Source organism: Naasia aerilata (assembly GCF_030296595.1).
GTDB lineage: Bacteria > Actinomycetota > Actinomycetes > Actinomycetales > Microbacteriaceae > Naasia > Naasia aerilata.
Map to the genome: position 1 here is coordinate 3,199,827 of NZ_AP027731.1, position 17,044 is coordinate 3,216,870.

At 66.6% G+C, this 17,044-nt stretch carries 9 protein-coding genes, 3 rRNA genes and 3 pseudogenes; 3 read left to right on the forward strand and 12 right to left on the reverse strand.

Annotated features, from left to right (window positions below; genetic code table 11):
* Positions 1-831 precede the first annotated feature (831 nt).
* The 4 genes and pseudogenes from rrf to tyrS form a co-directional block, all read right to left on the reverse strand.
* Positions 832-947 (reverse strand): 5S ribosomal RNA (gene rrf, locus QUE51_RS16575).
* 171 nt (positions 948-1,118) lie between these two features.
* A 23S ribosomal RNA gene (locus tag QUE51_RS16580) occupies positions 1,119-4,228 on the reverse strand.
* 456 nt (positions 4,229-4,684) lie between these two features.
* Positions 4,685-6,203 (reverse strand): 16S ribosomal RNA (locus QUE51_RS16585).
* The 16S, 23S and 5S rRNA genes sit together here, the layout of an rRNA operon.
* 579 nt (positions 6,204-6,782) lie before the next feature.
* Positions 6,783-8,083, reverse strand: a pseudogene (gene tyrS, locus QUE51_RS16590) (tyrosine--tRNA ligase).
* 104 nt (positions 8,084-8,187) lie between these two features.
* Here tyrS and QUE51_RS16595 point away from each other — a divergent pair.
* Genes QUE51_RS16595 through QUE51_RS16605 form a run of 3 tightly spaced genes read left to right on the forward strand, consistent with a single transcriptional unit; the run spans position 8,188 to position 9,370 of the window.
* Complete coding sequence (locus QUE51_RS16595; RefSeq protein ID WP_286277438.1) at positions 8,188-8,331, forward strand: hypothetical protein; 144 nt, start codon at positions 8,188-8,190, stop codon at positions 8,329-8,331.
* Positions 8,328-8,822: a DNA-binding protein gene (locus tag QUE51_RS16600; RefSeq protein ID WP_286277439.1), complete on the forward strand. Its 495-nt coding sequence runs from the start codon at positions 8,328-8,330 to the stop codon at positions 8,820-8,822. Before QUE51_RS16595 ends, QUE51_RS16600 begins: the two co-directional genes overlap by 4 nt.
* Positions 8,819-9,370 carry a hypothetical protein gene (locus QUE51_RS16605; protein WP_286277440.1) on the forward strand — a complete coding sequence of 184 codons (552 nt, stop codon included), beginning with the start codon at positions 8,819-8,821 and terminating at the stop codon, positions 9,368-9,370. Before QUE51_RS16600 ends, QUE51_RS16605 begins: the two co-directional genes overlap by 4 nt.
* Positions 9,371-9,460: 90 nt before the next feature.
* Here QUE51_RS16605 and QUE51_RS16610 read toward each other — a convergent pair whose 3' ends face one another.
* From QUE51_RS16610 to argC, 8 genes and pseudogenes are all read right to left on the reverse strand, one after another.
* Positions 9,461-10,090, reverse strand: a complete 630-nt coding sequence (locus QUE51_RS16610; RefSeq protein ID WP_286279446.1) for a DNA-3-methyladenine glycosylase — start codon at positions 10,088-10,090, stop codon at positions 9,461-9,463.
* Entirely contained in the window at positions 10,087-10,215 is a 129-nt protein-coding gene (locus QUE51_RS16615) for a hypothetical protein (protein ID WP_286279485.1), read from the reverse strand. The genes QUE51_RS16610 and QUE51_RS16615 overlap by 4 nt, the downstream gene beginning before the upstream one ends.
* Complete coding sequence (argH, locus tag QUE51_RS16620) at positions 10,212-11,666, reverse strand: argininosuccinate lyase (protein WP_286277441.1); 1,455 nt, start codon at positions 11,664-11,666, stop codon at positions 10,212-10,214. Before argH ends, QUE51_RS16615 begins: the two co-directional genes overlap by 4 nt.
* 78 nt (positions 11,667-11,744) lie before the next feature.
* A complete protein-coding gene (gene argF / locus QUE51_RS16625) occupies positions 11,745-12,668 on the reverse strand; it encodes an ornithine carbamoyltransferase (RefSeq protein ID WP_286277442.1) in 924 nt (307 codons plus the stop codon).
* Positions 12,665-13,815, reverse strand: a pseudogene (locus QUE51_RS16630) (acetylornithine transaminase). The gene argF and the pseudogene QUE51_RS16630 overlap by 4 nt, the downstream one beginning before the upstream one ends.
* Positions 13,816-13,868: 53 nt before the next feature.
* Positions 13,869-14,776 (reverse strand): annotated as a pseudogene (argB, locus tag QUE51_RS16635) (acetylglutamate kinase).
* A gap of 2 nt (positions 14,777-14,778) precedes the next feature.
* The gene (argJ, locus tag QUE51_RS16640; RefSeq protein ID WP_286277443.1) at positions 14,779-15,930 is read right to left on the reverse strand and encodes a bifunctional glutamate N-acetyltransferase/amino-acid acetyltransferase ArgJ; all 1,152 of its coding nucleotides are present in this window, start codon (positions 15,928-15,930) and stop codon (positions 14,779-14,781) included.
* Complete coding sequence (gene argC, locus QUE51_RS16645; protein WP_286277444.1) at positions 15,927-16,982, reverse strand: N-acetyl-gamma-glutamyl-phosphate reductase; 1,056 nt, start codon at positions 16,980-16,982, stop codon at positions 15,927-15,929. The genes argJ and argC overlap by 4 nt, the downstream gene beginning before the upstream one ends.
* Positions 16,983-17,044 lie beyond the last annotated feature (62 nt).

Genomic DNA, 17,044 nt, shown 5'->3' on the forward strand with positions numbered 1-17,044 from the left:
TCGGACGCACCACACTCCGACGGTTCGCCGGGGTCGTATGGGCAACTGATTCTGCGTTCGTGTGGAGCTGCGCTCAGCGCGCTCTTGCCGGTCGGACGGATCCGTTCGGCCGTGGAGAGCGTTACGCTCCCCCGAACAGCCCACTCAGACTACATCCGATCGGCGATCCCAGCAAGTCTGAACCAGACGAGCTGCGGTCGAACCAGAGGTTCTGAGTGAGTCCCGCTTGAGGCCGAGAAGCTCTTCCGCTTCCCGCACCTTTGGGGCGACGAGGAATTACATTACGTGCCGATCGGACCCTCCGCAACTCGCGACCGACCCGGGCGTGTCGTCGCTGTCGCCGCCTGCGCGGCGTGGCGGAACTGCGCGCATCCGAGGCGGTCACAGTGCCTTCGAGCTCCAGGAGTCGCGGGCGCCTGAGGCGGGTCCACGTGCTGGGAGTGATGCCGGCGGCGGCTTCTCCTGCACGATCGCCTGCGGCTGCTCCAATGCTGGTGCCGCAGTGCGGTTCCGGTGGGATGTCCGCCGGGAGTCGGGATCACCGGGCGGTGAAAGCGTCCTCCCCGGCGTAAGCGCCTCGAGTTCCCTGCAGCTGCCCCTCGGCGATGCGTTCGCAGAGAGCGGAGAGCCGGCCCATCGCACTCGTCGACTGGGAGGGTCCGGCTCCGGCGATGTCGGCTCGGATGTGTCACCTCCCTCTCGAGGTGGCGGCGGCCTGATTTCGAGACGCGCCTGCGGCGCTCCTCAATCATCGGTTGAGGGGGTCATGCGGGCGGTGGGTTAACGGCGAAAGGGCCGCCCCAAGTGGGGCGGCCCTTTGCTGTAAAAGGAGTCCGGCGGTGTCCTACTCTCCCACAGGGTCCCCCTGCAGTACCATCGGCGCTGAGAGTCTTAGCTTCCGGGTTCGGAATGTGACCGGGCGTTTCCCTCTCGCTATGGCCGCCGAAACACTGTCGATGTTTCAGAAGTTCTAGCCCATCTCTGGTTTCGAGACGCGCCCCGAGGGGCGCTCCTCAACCACCGAGATGGTGCTGCGGTGTCCCGTACATCGGGAACCACAAAGTGGACGCGAGCAACAGTCGTGCGATTCATACGCATTACTCTCTCGAAGAGAGTGTGTTGTCAAGTTGTTGGCTTATTAGTACCGGTCAGCTGCACAGGTCTTTAGTCCCTGCTTCCACATCCGGCCTATCAACCCAGTCGTCTACTGGGAGCCTCTCCCCCGAAGGGATGGAAATCTCATCTTGAAGCCGGCTTCCCGCTTAGATGCTTTCAGCGGTTATCCGTTCCGAACGTAGCTAATCAGCGGTGCCCTTGGCAGAACAACTGACACACCAGAGGTTCGTCCATCCCGGTCCTCTCGTACTAGGGATAGATCTTCTCAAATTTCCTGCGCGCGCAGCGGATAGGGACCGAACTGTCTCACGACGTTCTAAACCCAGCTCGCGTACCGCTTTAATGGGCGAACAGCCCAACCCTTGGGACCTACTCCAGCCCCAGGATGCGACGAGCCGACATCGAGGTGCCAAACCATGCCGTCGATATGGACTCTTGGGCAAGATCAGCCTGTTATCCCCGAGGTACCTTTTATCCGTTGAGCGACAGCGCTTCCACAAGCCACTGCCGGATCACTAGTCCCGACTTTCGTCCCTGCTCGACTTGTCAGTCTCACAGTCAAGCTCCCTTGTGCACTTACACTCGACACCTGATTGCCAACCAGGTTGAGGGAACCTTTGGGCGCCTCCGTTACATTTTGGGAGGCAACCGCCCCAGTTAAACTACCCATCAGGCACTGTCCCTGAACCGGATCACGGTTCTAAGTTAGACATCCAAAGTGACCAGAGTGGTATTTCAACAATGACTCCACCCGAACTAGCGTCCGAGCTTCAAAGTCTCCCACCTATCCTACACAAGCCACTCCGAACACCAATACCAAACTATAGTAAAGGTCACGGGGTCTTTCCGTCCTGCTGCGCGTAACGAGCATCTTTACTCGTAGTGCAATTTCGCCGAGTTCGCGGTTGAGACAGCTGGGAAGTCGTTACGCCATTCGTGCAGGTCGGAACTTACCCGACAAGGAATTTCGCTACCTTAGGATGGTTATAGTTACCACCGCCGTTTACTGGGGCTTAAATTCGCAGCTTCGCCTTGCGGCTAACCGCTCCTCTTAACCTTCCAGCACCGGGCAGGCGTCAGTCCGTATACATCGTCTTGCGACTTGGCACGGACCTGTGTTTTTAGTAAACAGTCGCTTCCCACTGGTCTCTGCGGCCATACAGCGCTTCCGGAGCAAGTCCGTTCACGCCTCAGGCCCCCTTCTCCCGAAGTTACGGGGGCATTTTGCCGAGTTCCTTAACCACGATTCTCTCGATCTCCTTGGTATTCTCTACCTGACCACCTGAGTCGGTTTGGGGTACGGGCGGCTTGAACCTCGCGTCGATGCTTTTCTTGGCAGCATAGGATCACTGATTTCGCCCAATCGGGCTACGCATCGGATCTCAGGCTATGTGAGGAACGGATTTGCCTATCCCTCGCCCTACGTCCTTACACCGGGACAACCATCGCCCGGCTCAGCTACCTTCCTGCGTCACACCTGTTAATACGCTTGCCGCCCCAGTTCGGTTCGAGTGCTCCACCGCGGCTTCACCCCGAAGGGCTTCACCACGGCTTCGGACTCTTAGCATTACCGGATTGGCATTGGCGGTTCTTCGCCGGTACGGGAATATCAACCCGTTGTCCATCGACTACGCCTGTCGGCCTCGCCTTAGGTCCCGACTTACCCAGGGCGGATTAGCCTGGCCCTGGAACCCTTGGTCTTTCGGAGGACGGGTTTCTCACCCGTCTTTCGCTACTCATGCCTGCATTCTCACTCGTGTGGCGTCCACGGCTGGATTACTCCGCCGCTTCGCTCGCCACACGACGCTCTCCTACCGATCCGCACGGCTGAACCACGAAGGCTAACCAATGATGCGAATCCCACGACTTCGGCGGTGTGCTTGAGCCCCGTTACATTGTCGGCGCGGAATCACTTGACCAGTGAGCTATTACGCACTCTTTCAAGGGTGGCTGCTTCTAAGCCAACCTCCTGGTTGTCTATGCAACTCCACATCCTTTCCCACTTAGCACACGCTTGGGGGCCTTAGTCGGTGGTCTGGGTTGTTTCCCTCTCGACGATGAAGCTTATCCCCCACCGTCTCACTGCTGCGCTCTCACTTACCGGCATTCGGAGTTTGGCTGACGTCAGTAACCTTGTAGGGCCCATCGGCCATCCAGTAGCTCTACCTCCGGCAAGAAACACGCAACGCTGCACCTAAATGCATTTCGGAGAGAACCAGCTATCACGAAGTTTGATTGGCCTTTCACCCCTACCCACAGCTCATCCCCTCCATTTTCAACTGAAGTGGGTTCGGTCCTCCACGACGTCTTACCGTCGCTTCAACCTGGCCATGGGTAGATCACTTCGCTTCGGGTCTAGAACACGCGACTGAATCGCCCTATTCGGACTCGCTTTCGCTACGGCTTCCCCTCTCGGGTTAACCTCGCCACGTATCACTAACTCGCAGGCTCATTCTTCAAAAGGCACGCTGTCACCAGTACAAGCTGGCTCCAACGGTTTGTAAGCAAACGGTTTCAGGTACTATTTCACTCCCCTCCCGGGGTACTTTTCACCTTTCCCTCACGGTACTTGTCCGCTATCGGTCATCTGGGAGTATTTAGGCTTAGCAGGTGGTCCTGCCAGATTCACACGGGATTTCTCGGGCCCCGTGCTACTTGGGATGATCTCCAAGCCATTGCGACATTTCGACTACGGGATTGCCACCCTCTGTGATTGGCCATTCAATGCCATTCGTCTATATCGCGTTGTAACTTGTGCTGATCGGCAGATCAGCGTGAGAGTCCCACAACCCCGATCGTGCAACGCCTGCCGGCTATCACACACGATCGGTTTGGCCTGTTCCGGTTTCGCTCGCCACTACTAACGGAATCGCGGTTGCTTTCTCTTCCTGTGGGTACTGAGATGTTTCACTTCCCCACGTTCCCTCTACCCGCCCTATATATTCAGGCGGGAGTCACCGGGTCGCATTGCTGCGCCCGGCGGGGTTTCCCCATTCGGAGATCCTCGGATCAAAGCTCGTTTATCAGCTCCCCGAGGCTTATCGCAGATTACTACGTCCTTCTTCGGCTCCAGATGCCAAGGCATCCACCGTTTGCTCTTAGAAACTTGACCACATGAGTATGAATCGATTGCTCACAACCAGCCCCCGAAGGAACCGGCTGAAAGAAATTGACCAATGAAGACGCATCTGAAGATGCGTCGTCTTTGTGATCCCGATCCCGAAAGATCGGAATCTAAGATGCTCGCGTCCACTGTGTAGTTCTCAAAGTACGGGCGGTACCCCGCGCGCTCCCCCATTGGGGAAACACGTCGAGGTCCGGAGGTCCGTTCCCGCCCACCACTCTCTCGAGCAGCAGCGAGGCCCGGTCCCTCAGGACCCAACAGCGTGCATGTCGCCGGCATCCTCTCAGCAGCGTTCCAGGTCAGGCGCTCCGAAGAGCTGCGACCGTACTGACTGCCGGCATTCAACCGACGACCAAAGTCAATGTTCCACCCTTGAGCAAACCACCGCAGAACGTATGCCTGCGTAGTGGCTCTGGGATGCCGAAGCATCCAGAAGCTCCTTAGAAAGGAGGTGATCCAGCCGCACCTTCCGGTACGGCTACCTTGTTACGACTTAGTCCTAATCACCGATCCCACCTTCGACAGCTCCCTCCTTGCGGTTGGGCCACTGGCTTCGGGTGTTACCGACTTTCATGACTTGACGGGCGGTGTGTACAAGGCCCGAGAACGTATTCACCGCAGCGTTGCTGATCTGCGATTACTAGCGACTCCGACTTCATGAGGTCGAGTTGCAGACCTCAATCCGAACTGAGACCGGCTTTTTGGGATTCGCTCCACCTTACGGTATTGCAGCCCTTTGTACCGGCCATTGTAGCATGCGTGAAGCCCAAGACATAAGGGGCATGATGATTTGACGTCATCCCCACCTTCCTCCGAGTTGACCCCGGCAGTCTCCTATGAGTTCCCGGCATAACCCGCTGGCAACATAGAACGAGGGTTGCGCTCGTTGCGGGACTTAACCCAACATCTCACGACACGAGCTGACGACAACCATGCACCACCTGTACACCGACCTTGCGGGGCGACTGTTTCCAGCCGTTTCCGGTGTATGTCAAGCCTTGGTAAGGTTCTTCGCGTTGCATCGAATTAATCCGCATGCTCCGCCGCTTGTGCGGGCCCCCGTCAATTCCTTTGAGTTTTAGCCTTGCGGCCGTACTCCCCAGGCGGGGAACTTAATGCGTTAGCTGCGACACGGAATCCGTGGAATGGACCCCACATCTAGTTCCCAACGTTTACGGCGTGGACTACCAGGGTATCTAATCCTGTTCGCTCCCCACGCTTTCGCTCCTCAGCGTCAGTTACGGCCCAGAGATCTGCCTTCGCCATCGGTGTTCCTCCTGATATCTGCGCATTCCACCGCTACACCAGGAATTCCAATCTCCCCTACCGCACTCTAGTCTGCCCGTACCCACTGCAGGCGCGAGGTTGAGCCTCGCGTTTTCACAGCAGACGCGACAAACCGCCTACGAGCTCTTTACGCCCAATAATTCCGGACAACGCTTGCACCCTACGTATTACCGCGGCTGCTGGCACGTAGTTAGCCGGTGCTTTTTCTTCAGGTACCGTCACTTTCGCTTCTTCCCTGACAAAAGAGGTTTACAACCCGAAGGCCGTCGTCCCTCACGCGGCGTTGCTGCATCAGGCTTTCGCCCATTGTGCAATATTCCCCACTGCTGCCTCCCGTAGGAGTCTGGGCCGTGTCTCAGTCCCAGTGTGGCCGGTCACCCTCTCAGGCCGGCTACCCGTCGTCGCCTTGGTGAGCCATTACCTCACCAACAAGCTGATAGGCCGCGAGCTCATCCCTGACCGAAATTCTTTCCACGCGCAGAAGATGCCTTCGCGCGTCGTATCCGGTATTAGCTACAGTTTCCCGCAGTTATCCCAGAGTCAAGGGCAGATTGCTCACGTGTTACTCACCCGTTCGCCACTAACCAAGGAAGCAAACTCCCTTGATCCGTTCGACTTGCATGTGTTAAGCACGCCGCCAGCGTTCGTCCTGAGCCAGGATCAAACTCTCCGTAGATGTCTGATAGCCAACCAGCGAACCGGCTGACAAACCATGTACCCGGCCACCCGGAATAGGGCGACACGAGCGAGTTGATTCTGACTAAAGAACTGTCTACTGACAATTCATTTAATCCAAAGGAATTCTCAACACCCCACCGAAGCAGGATGACGAGGATAATTTGGCATTGACTTAGTGCACGCTGTTGAGTTCTCAAGGATCGGACGCCTTACGTCCTCCGCCTCGCGGCTTCGGCCCGTGGGCAACTTGTCCAACTTACCTTCTCAATCCGCGCCGGTCAAACCGGCTGCTTCTCTCGAAGTTCCCCTCCCAGCCCGATCGGCACGCCTCAGAAGAGGCTTCCAGAGCCGGAGCGTTGTGGGGGTTGTGTCCCGCTTGAGGCCGGGGAGCTCTTCGGCTCTCCCGCACCTTTGGGGCGACGTGGAACAACATTACGTTCCTGTTTCGGGCTCCGCAACTTTCCCGAAACCCGGGCGTGTCATCGGGATTCGCATCTTCGACCGCACGCCGGTCGCGGGTCACTGGACCCGCTGCCCGGCATGGGTTCAGCGCTTCTCCGCCGCGGATATCCCCTGGTCAGGCTGTCTCGAGGAAGACGCCCGCGAGCGTGCGCTTCCCCGCCGCAGCACCGCCACTCCCCCGGGCAGCGCGTTCTCCCCCACCGCGGCGGAGTCGGTGGCGACCTTGACGTTGTTGAGGTGGACGCCGCCCTGGGCGATGGCCCGGCGGGCCTCGCTCAGGCTGCTGCAGAGTCCGGTGTCGACGAGCGCCTGCGCCACGGTCGTCGAGCCGAGCGTCGTGGTGTTCGGGATCTCCCGCAGCGCGCCCGCCAGCACCGCGGGATCGAGGGCGGACAGGTCACCCTGACCGAACAGCGCCTCGGACGCGGCGATCACGGCGTCCGCCGCCTCCTCCCCGTGGACCAGGGCAGTCACCTCACGCGCCAGCCGTCGCTGCGCCTCCCGGCGGAAGGGCTCGTCGGCGACGGCGCGCTCGAGACGCTCGATCTCCTCGCGCGTCAGGAACGTGAAGATCTTCAGTCGCTCGATCACATCCGCGTCGTCGGTGTTGAGCCAGAACTGGTACATGGCGTACGGGCTCGTGAGCAGCGGATCCAGCCAGATCGCGTTGCCCTCGCTCTTCCCGAACTTGGTGCCGTCCGAGTTCGTGATGAGCGGGGTGCCGATCGCGTGGGCGGAGGCGCCCTCCACGCGGTGGATGAGATCCGTGCCGCTCGTGAGGTTGCCCCACTGGTCGCTGCCACCGGTCTGCAGCACGCAGCCGTAGGTGCGGTAGAGCTCGAGGAAGTCGAGTCCCTGCAGGATCTGGTAGCTGAACTCCGTGTAGCTGATCCCCGCGTCGGAGTTGAGCCGGGCGCTGACGGCTTCCTTCTTCAGCATGGTGCCCACCCGGTAGTGCTTCCCGATGTCGCGGAGGAAGTCGATCGCCGACATCGGCGCGGTCCAGTCCAGGTTGTTGACCATCCGGGCGGGATTGTCCCCGTCGAAGGCCAGGAAGCGCTGGATCTGGGCCCGAAGGTAGCCGACCCACTCGGCGACGGTCTCCTTGGTGTTCAGCGTGCGCTCGGCGCTCGGCCGCGGATCGCCGACGAGCCCCGTGGACCCGCCCACCAGGCCGATGGCCGAGTGCCCGGCGAGCTGGAGCCGGCGCATGGTCAGCAGCTGCACGAGGTTCCCGAGATGCAGGCTCGGCGCCGTGGGGTCGAAGCCGCAGTAGAACGCGATCGGCGGGCCCGCCAGAAGGGTGCGGAGCTCGTCCTGATCGGTGGACACCGCGACGAGGCCGCGCCAGAGGAGCTCGTCCCAGACGGACGGGAAGGACGGGTCATTGGACTGCGAGCTGAGGTCGGCGGACACGCCTTTACGCTAGCAATCCGCGCCCACAAGGTCCGGAGCTTACGAGCCTGATGATCATGCCTACAAGCTTGACCTACCGTAGCGCAATGCGCCAAGCTTGAGTCGTGTTCGTTCTCACCGCCGACCAGGTCGACAGCCGCCACGATACCGATCGTGTCGCGGGCGCGCTCGCCTGGCTTCTCGATGCCTACGGCGACGAGCTGGTCCTGCCCCCGACCGCAACGCCGGTGATGAGCTGCAGGCCATGACGGCATCGGCCTCCACGGCCCTCGATGCCGCCCTCGCGCTCGCCCGCACCGGTCATTGGAGCGTGGGACTGGGAGTCGGGACCGTGCGGATGCCGCTGCCGACCACCGTCCGGGAGGCATCGGGACCGGCCTTCATCGCCGCCCGGGCCGCAGTGGATGCGGCCAAGAAGGCGGCGCACCGATTCTGGCTGGCGGCGGAGGCCCGCGGCCTCCTCGACGACACCCAGGTGCGCGCCCTGATCGAGCTCGTGCTCACCGTCCGATCGCGCCGATCCGAGGAGGGCTGGGCGGTGGTCGACCTTCTTCGGGAAGGACACAACCAGGCGTCCGCAGCGGCTCGCCTCGGCATCACGCCGCAGGCCGTGAGCCTCCGGCTCTCCGCGGCGCACTGGCGTGTGGAGGAGGCCGCGCTCCCCGCTCTCGTCCTACTGTTGGAAGACCTCGACCGCGGGGTCAGCGACTCGGCGGCCCCTCTTCCAGGAGCCTCATGATCCCCTCAGTCCTCGCGGTGCTCTACGTCGTGCTCCTGGTGCTGGCGGCCGCGGCCGCCGCGGGCCTCAGCGTCGCCGCATGGTGGCGGCCTACTCCGCCCCTCGTCTACGCGTCGGTCGCAGCGGTCGCGGCGGCGCTCCTCCTGTCCGCCGTGCCGGCCGGGGACCCCGGATTCGCCGTGGATGCGCTGATCACAGTGCTCGCTCTCGCCGCGGCGATCGTCGGCGGCGGGCCCGCTGCCACGACGGCCCTCCGCATGGCCACGCGCGGATCGGTGGCCGACGGCGACCACGGCGGCATCATCCAGGACGGCAGCGAGGTGCTGCGCGGCGGCACGGCGATCGGGCTGCTGGAGCGCCTCGCCGTCGCCGCGGTCATCATTGCGGGCTTCCCGGAGGGGCTCGCCGTGATCGTCGCGATCAAGGGCGTAGGCCGCTTCACCGAGCTGGACGCGGCCGCGCCCCGCGAGCGGTTCATCATCGGCACGTTCGCGAGCCTCATCTGGGCGGCCGCCTGCGCCGGTATCGCGGTGCTGGCCCGCGCCTGACCGCGACGCCTCCGGTCGACCGCGGGGAAACCGCCTCAGCGCGGGTGTCAGTGCACCCGCGGAATGGCGGTTTCACCCGCGCCAGCCGGATCAGCCGCGAGGCGGACGGGGTGCCGCGGCCTTGTACGGCGACACCGTGGGGTCACCGAGCACCCAGAACCGCCACGGCGTCTCCGCGCCGCCCGGCTGGGCGATTCCCGTCCGCGGGCCGACTCCCACCTGCTCCGCCCCGAGGGGCGCCTCGGGCAGCTGCAGCGTGACGCGTGACGCCGGATCGAAGAGGTCGAGCCCGTAGTCGCCCAGCTCGATCCCGAGCGCGACGCAGAGCCGGGCGGGTCCCTGCGCGAGGTCCTTCCGCGCGCGGCTGGTCGTCCGGCGTGAGCGCGCCAGCTCCTCGCCCTCGAGGATCTCGCCCGCGCGGAACAGGATCCCGGCAGCGCGTCCCTCGGGCAGGCACACGACGTTGGCGCACACGTGCATCCCGTAGGTGAAGTAGGTGTACAGGTGCCCGGGCGGCCCGAACATCACCGCGTTGCGCTTGCTGGGACCGCGGTGCGCGTGGGATCCCGGGTCCTCGCCCTCCCCGGAGTACGCCTCCACCTCCGTGAGCCGGAGCGACACGGTGCCGTCCGCGCCGCGGCAGCGAAGGATGCCGCCGAGCAGGAGCGGAGCCACGACCTCCGCGGGCTGGGCGAGGAGCGACCGCGGACTGTCGCTCAGAAGAAGGTCCCGTTGACGACCGAGATCACGATCGCGCCGAGCACCACGAGGGCGGCGAGGATCGCGATCACCCGCACTAGCCACGGGTAGCGCGGCTCCGGCCGCTCGCGGGGTCCGGCCCTCATCGCGCGTCCGCCGCGAGGGTACGGACGCGCTCGGTCAGCGCCGCGAGCTGCTCGCGCACCCGGTCCGGCGCGGTGCCGCCCGCGTTGTCCCGGCTGGCAACCGATCCCGCCACCGTGAGCACCGACCGCACCTCGGGGTCGAGATGCGGCGAGATCGCGACCAGCTCGTCGTCGCCGATGTCCTCCAGCCCGACCTGCCGCACCTCGGCGGCGCGCACCATGGCTCCCGTGATCTCATGCGCCTCGCGGAACGGCACGCCTCGCTTCACCAGCCACTCGGCGACGTCGGTGGCGAGCGAGAATCCCTGCGGGGCGAGGGCCGCCATCCGCTCGACGTCGAAGTGCAGGGTCGCCACCATCCCGGTGAAGGCCGGGAGCAGCACCTCGAGCGTCGCGATGGAGTCGAAGACCGGCTCCTTGTCCTCCTGGAGGTCGCGGTTGTAGGCGAGCGGCAGGCCCTTGAGGGTCGCGAGCAGCCCGGTGAGGTTGCCGATGAGCCGACCGGCCTTGCCGCGGGCGAGCTCGGCGATGTCCGGGTTCTTCTTCTGCGGCATGATGCTCGACCCGGTGGAGTATGCGTCGCTCAGCGTGACGAAGCCGAACTCGCGCGTGTTCCAGAGGATGATCTCCTCGGCGAGCCGGGAGAGGTCGATGCCGATCTGCGCGGCGATATAGGCGAACTCCGCCACCACGTCGCGGGAGGCCGTGCCGTCGATGGAGTTCTCGACGACCCGGGAGAAGCCGAGCTCGGCGGCGACGGCGGTCGCGTCGAGCCCCAGCGTGCTGCCGGCCAGTGCTCCGGAGCCGTAGGGGGACGCGTCCGCCCGCCTCCCCCAGTCGGCAAGCCGCTCGAGGTCGCGCACCAGCGGCCACGCGTGCGCGAGCAGGTGGTGGGCCAGGAGGACCGGCTGCGCGTGCTGCAGATGCGTGCGACCGGGGAGGATCGCGTCGAAGTGCCGGTCCGCCTGCGCGGCCAGCGCATCGACGAGGTCGACCAGCAGGTGCGACACGGTGCGCGCGTGCACGCGGAGCAGCATCCGGACGAGCGTCGAGATCTGGTCGTTGCGGCTGCGGCCGGCGCGCAGCTTGCCGCCGATCTCGGGGCCCGCCCGCTCGATCAGCCCTCGCTCGAGCGCGGAGTGGACGTCCTCGTCACCGGGAGCGGGGCCGAAGGTCCCGGATGCGACGTCGGCCTCCAAGCGGTCGAGCGCGCCGAGCATGGCCTGGAGCTCGTCGGCGTCCAGGTACCCGGCCGCCGCGAGCGCGCGGGCGTGAGCCCGGGACCCGGCGATGTCGTACGCCGCGAGCTGCCAGTCGAAGTGGGTGGACCGGCTCAGCGCCTCGAGCTCCGGCGACGGGCCGGACGCGAAGCGCGCTCCCCACAGCGCTCCCTCGCGGGCTCCGCCGTCTTGCGCGGCTGCTCCGCCGTGTTCGTCGTTCTCGCCTGCCATCAGCCCTCCGGTGTCCCGTTCCACCCTAGGGGCGGGGCGTCACCGCCGCTGGAGCGGCCGGACCAGGACGGCGGGGCGTCACTGCTGCTGGAGCAGCCAGACCAGCAGGGCCTTCTGGGCGTGCAGGCGGTTCTCCGCCTCGTCCCAGACGACGCTCTGCGGACCGTCGATCACCGACGCGTCCACCTCGTAGCCGCGGTCGGCGGGGAGGCAGTGCAGGAACAGCGCGCCGTCTGCGGCCGCCGCCATCAGCTCCGGCGTCACCTTGTACCCGCCCAGGGAGCGGATGCGCTCCGCCTTCTCGTCCTCGCGCCCCATGGACACCCAGGTGTCTGTGACGACGACGTCCGCACCGCCGACGGCGGCGAGGGGGTCGGCGAGCACTGCCACGGATCCGCCCGTCTGCTCGGCGATGGCGATGGCATCGGCGACGACGCTCTCTGCCGGCTCGTAGTCGAGCGGCGCCCCGATGCGGATGTTCATGCCGGCCGTCGCGCCCGCCAGCAGGTAGGACTGCGCCATGTTGCTCGCTCCGTCGCCGAGGAATGCGACCGTGAGGCCCGCCAGGGTCCCCCGGTGCTCGCGGATCGTCAGCAGGTCGGCGAGGAGCTGGCAAGGGTGGAAGTCGTCGGAGAGCGCATTGACGACCGGCACGGTGGTCCCCTCCGCCATCTCCTCGAGGCCGGCCTGGGCGTAGGTGCGCCACACGATGGCGGCGACCTGGCGCTCGAGGACCCGCGCGGTGTCGCTCGGCGACTCCTTGCCGCCGAGCTGGCTGTTGGCGGTCGAGATGATGAGCGGGCTGCCGCCGAGATCGGCGATGCCGACCGCGAAGGACACCCGGGTCCTGGTCGAGGACTTGTCGAAGATGACGGCCACCGTCTGGGGCCCGGCGAGCGGCTTCTGCGCGAACCGGTCGCGCTTGACCTCGACCGCGAGGTCGAGGATGGTGGCCTGCTCGTCCGGGCTCAGGTCGTCGTCGCGCAGGAAGTGGCGGGTCATCGGGCTCCGTCCAGGTCGTTCAGCGTGCGGGAGAAGAGCTCGGTGAACTCGGCGAGCTCCTCGTCGCCCACGATGAGCGGAGGGACGATCCGGAGGCTGTCCTCGTTCGGCGCGTTGAGGATGAGGCCGTTCGCGAGTGCGCGCTCGGCGACCTCAGACGCTCGCCCGCCGGCCACGCCGACGCCGACCATGAGGCCTCGGCCCCGCACCTCGGTGACGAGCGGAGAGCCGATCCCGAGGATCGCGTCGCGCAGCTCGACGCCGCGGCGGGCCGCGTTCTGCACGAGCCCGGCCCGCTCGATCTCGTCGACGACGGCGCCGGCGACCGCCGTCGCGAACGGGTTGCCGCCGAACGTGCTGCCGTGGTCGCCCCGCTGCAGGAGGTCGCTCGCGCGTCCGAACGTCACCAGGGCGCCGATCGGCATGCCGCTGCCGACCCCCTTGGCGATGGCGACCGCATCCGGCGTGATCCCCTCGTGCTGGTAGGCGAACCACTCCCCGTGCGGCCGACGCCGGTCTGGATCTCGTCGACGATGAGGAGAGCACCGACGCGCTCGGTCAGCTCGCGCGCGGCCCGCAGGTAGCCATCCGGCAGCGGCAGCACTCCCGCCTCGCCCTTGATGGGCTCGAGCACCACGGCCGCGACCGTGTCGTCCAGCTCCTCCTCGAGGGCCTCGACAGTGGAGTCGATGTGGTCGACACCCGGCACCATGGGCGCGAACGGCTGCTGCATGGTCGGCTTCCCGGTGAGCGCGAGCGCCCCCATGGTGCGGCCGTGGAACGAGTTCTTGAGGCTCAGGATGCGGTGCCGGCCGCCGTCGCCGTTGCGGCGGGCGAGCTTGAACGCCGCCTCCATCGCCTCCGCGCCGGAGTTGCCGAAGTACACGCGGCCGCCGTCGCCCGCGCCGGTGAGGCGGCGGAGCCGCTCGGCGAGGTCGATTTGCGGAGGCGTGGCGAAGTAGTTGGAGACGTGCACGAGCGCGGCGGCCTGCCGGGACGCCGCCTCGACGACGACGGGGTGGGCGTGGCCCAGCGAGTTGACGGCGATGCCGGCGAGGAAGTCGAGGTAGCGCCTGCCGTCGACGTCCCACACCCAGCAGCCCTCCCCGCGCTCGAGCACCGCGAGCGGAGTGCCGAGCGTGCGCATGAGCGCCACCCGGTGACGTTCGGTGTAGGCCTCTGCGGCCTCCGCGATGTGCCTCACGGCACGACCTCCGTTCCGATTCCGCTGCCCGTGAAGATCTCGAGCAGGACCGAGTGCGGCACGCGGCCGTCGATGACGGCCGCCTTCTCGACGCCGTTCTCGACCGCCTCGAGGCACGCGGCCATCTTGGGGATCATCCCCGCGTCGAGGCTCGGCAGCAGCGCGCCGAGCTCCGCAGCCGTCAGGTGCGAGACGAGCGACCCGCGGTCGGGCCAGTCGCTGTAGAGCCCCGGCACGTTCGTGAGGATGACGAGCTTCGCCGCGCGCACCGCGACCGCCAGGGCGGCGGCCGCGGAGTCGGCGTTCACGTTGAGCGACTGCCCCGGCTCGGCGCCGTCCGGCGCGATCGAGGACACGACGGGGATGTGGCCGGACTCGAGCAGCGCGAAGATCGGGTCGGGATCGACCGACACGACATCGCCCACCAGGCCGAGGTCGACCTCCGCTCCGTCGACGACAGCACCCCGGCGCCGGCCCGTGAACAGGCCGGCGTCCTCGCCGGAGACGGCGGCGGCGAGGGGGCCGTGCTCGTTGATCAGGCCGACGATGTCGCGGCTGACCGAGCCGGTGAGCACCATCCGAACGACCTCCATGACCTCGGGCGTCGTGACCCGGTACCCGCCGCGGAACTCGCTCGGGATGTCGAGGCGCTCGAGCATCGCGGTGATCTGCGGGCCTCCCCGTGCACGACGACGGGCCGGATGCCGGCGTAGCGCAGGTAGACCATGTCCTCGGCGAACGCCCGCATCAGCCCGGGGTCCTCCATCGCATTGCCGCCGAACTTGACCACGATGATCTGGCCCGCGAACCGCATGAGCCAGGGCAGGGACTCGATGAGGGTCGCGGCCTTCGCCGCGGCCTCGGCGGGGCTCACGTCCTGGACGGGGAGGTTGTCGGCGGCCATGGTCAGCTCGAGTAGGCGCTGTTCTCGTGCACGTAGTCGTGCGTGAGGTCGTTGGTGAGCACCGTGGCGGTGGCGCCGCCGGCGTGCAGGTCGATGAGCACGTCGACCGCGCGCGGGGTGAGGTCCACCTCGGTGCGCGGACGGTCGGGGCCGCCGGCGGAGCAGACCCGCACGCCGTTCATCGACACATCGACCGCGTAGGGATCGAACTCCGCCGAGGTCGTGCCGATCGCGGCGAGGACGCGCCCCCAGTTGGGGTCGTTGCCGAACACTGCGGTCTTGAACAGGTTGTTGCGGGCGACCGAGCGCGCCACCTCGACGGCCTCGTCCTCGGTGACCGCGCCGACGACCCGGATGGCGATGTCGTGCGCGGCGCCCTCCGCATCGTGCTGGAGCTGCCGCGCGAGGTCGGCGCACGCCTCGGTGAGCGCTGCGGCGAACTCGGCGGGGTCGGGCGTGATGCCCGATGCGCCGGAGGCGAGCAGGGTGACCTGGTCGTTGGTCGACATGCACCCGTCGGAGTCGAGCCGGTCGAACGTGACGCGCGTGGCCGACCGCAGCGCAGCGTCCAGCGCGGGCGGCTCCAGCGCCGCGTCGGTCGTGATCACGACGAGCATCGTCGCGACGCCGGGTGCGAGCATCCCGGCGCCCTTCGCCATCCCGCCGATGCTCCAGCCGTCGCGGGACACCACGGTCGTCTTGGGCACGGTGTCGGTGGTCATGATGGCGCGCGCCGCATCGTCGCCGCCGTCCGCGGTCAGCGCGGCGACCGCGGCCTCCACGCCGGCGAGGACCTTGGCGCGGTCGAGCTGGTCGCCGATGAGTCCGGTCGAGCACACGAGCACGTCGCCGGCCGACACCTGGAGCGCGCCAGCGGCGGCCTCGGCGGTCGCGTGCGTGGTCTGGAAGCCCTGGGCGCCCGTGAAGCAGTTCGCTCCGCCGGAGTTCAGCACGACTGCTGAGGCAGTGCCGTCGGCGATGGCCTGCTGCGACCAGAGGATCGGGTTGGCCTTGGCGCGATTGCTCGTGAACACGGCGGCGGCGTGCTGGAGGGGCCCGCGGTTGACCACGAGCGCCAGGTCGGGCTTGCCGGTGGTCTTGAGGCCGGCGGCCACACCGGCTGCCTCGAAGCCGGCGGGCGCGGTGACGCTCACGGTGCTACCCCGTCCATGGTCAGGCCGAGGGTCTCCGGGAAGCCGAGGGCCAGGTTCAGCGACTGGACTGCGGCGCCGGCCGTGCCCTTCATCAGGTTGTCGACCGCGGCGACGACCACCACGCGTCCGGCGGCCTCGTCGACGGCGAGCCCGAGCAGCGCCGTGTTGGCGCCGAGGACGTCCGCGGTGCGGGGGAAGGATCCGGCCGGCAGGAGCTGCACGAACGGCTCCCCCGCGTAGGCCAGCTCCCAGGCCGCGCGCACCTCCGCCGCGCTCACGCCGGGGGCGAGCCGGGCAGTGGAGGTCGCGAGGATGCCACGGGACATGGGGACGATGACCGGCGTGAAGGACAGGGTGGCCTCCGAGGCGCCCGCCCAGCGGATCGCCTGCAGGATCTCCGGGATGTGCCGGTGCGTGCCGCCGACGGCGTACGGATTCGCGCTGCCGAGCACCTCCGCGGCCAGCAGGTGGGGCTTCAGGGTCTTGCCCGCGCCGGACGGACCCACGGCGAGGACGCTGACGAGGTCGGTGGGCTCGATCACGCCGGCCGCGATCCCGGGCGCCAGGGAGAGTGCGACGGTGCTCGCATTGCACCCGGGCGCCGCGATGCGGGTCGCGCCGGCCAGCCGGTCGCGCTGCTTGCCGGCCCCGTCCGCTGTGCGAAGGGGAAGCTCCGGCACGCCGTACGCCCACGCCTCGGCGTGCTCGCCGGAGTAGAACGCTGCCCAGTCCGCCGCGGACTCGAGCCGGTGGTCGGCGCCGCAGTCCACGACGATCGTGTCGGCCGGGAGCTGAGCGGTGAGCGCGGCGGACGCCCCGTGCGGCAGCGCGAGCGCGACCACATCGTGTCCCGCGAGCGTCTCCGGCGTCGTCTCCGCGAGCACCAGGTCGGCGAGGGACCGCAGGTGGGGCTGGACCTCGCCGATGCTCCGGCCGGCCGACGTGTGCGCCGTCACGGTGCGCACCTCGAGCTCCGGATGAGCGGCGAGGACCCGCAGCAGCTCGCCCCCGGCGTAGCCGGAGGCCCCGGCTACGGCAACGGACAGAGGCATGGATTCCACCTTAGCCACGCGGGGAGGGGCGCTCCGCCGTGGGGGGCGACAGCAGGCGCGGG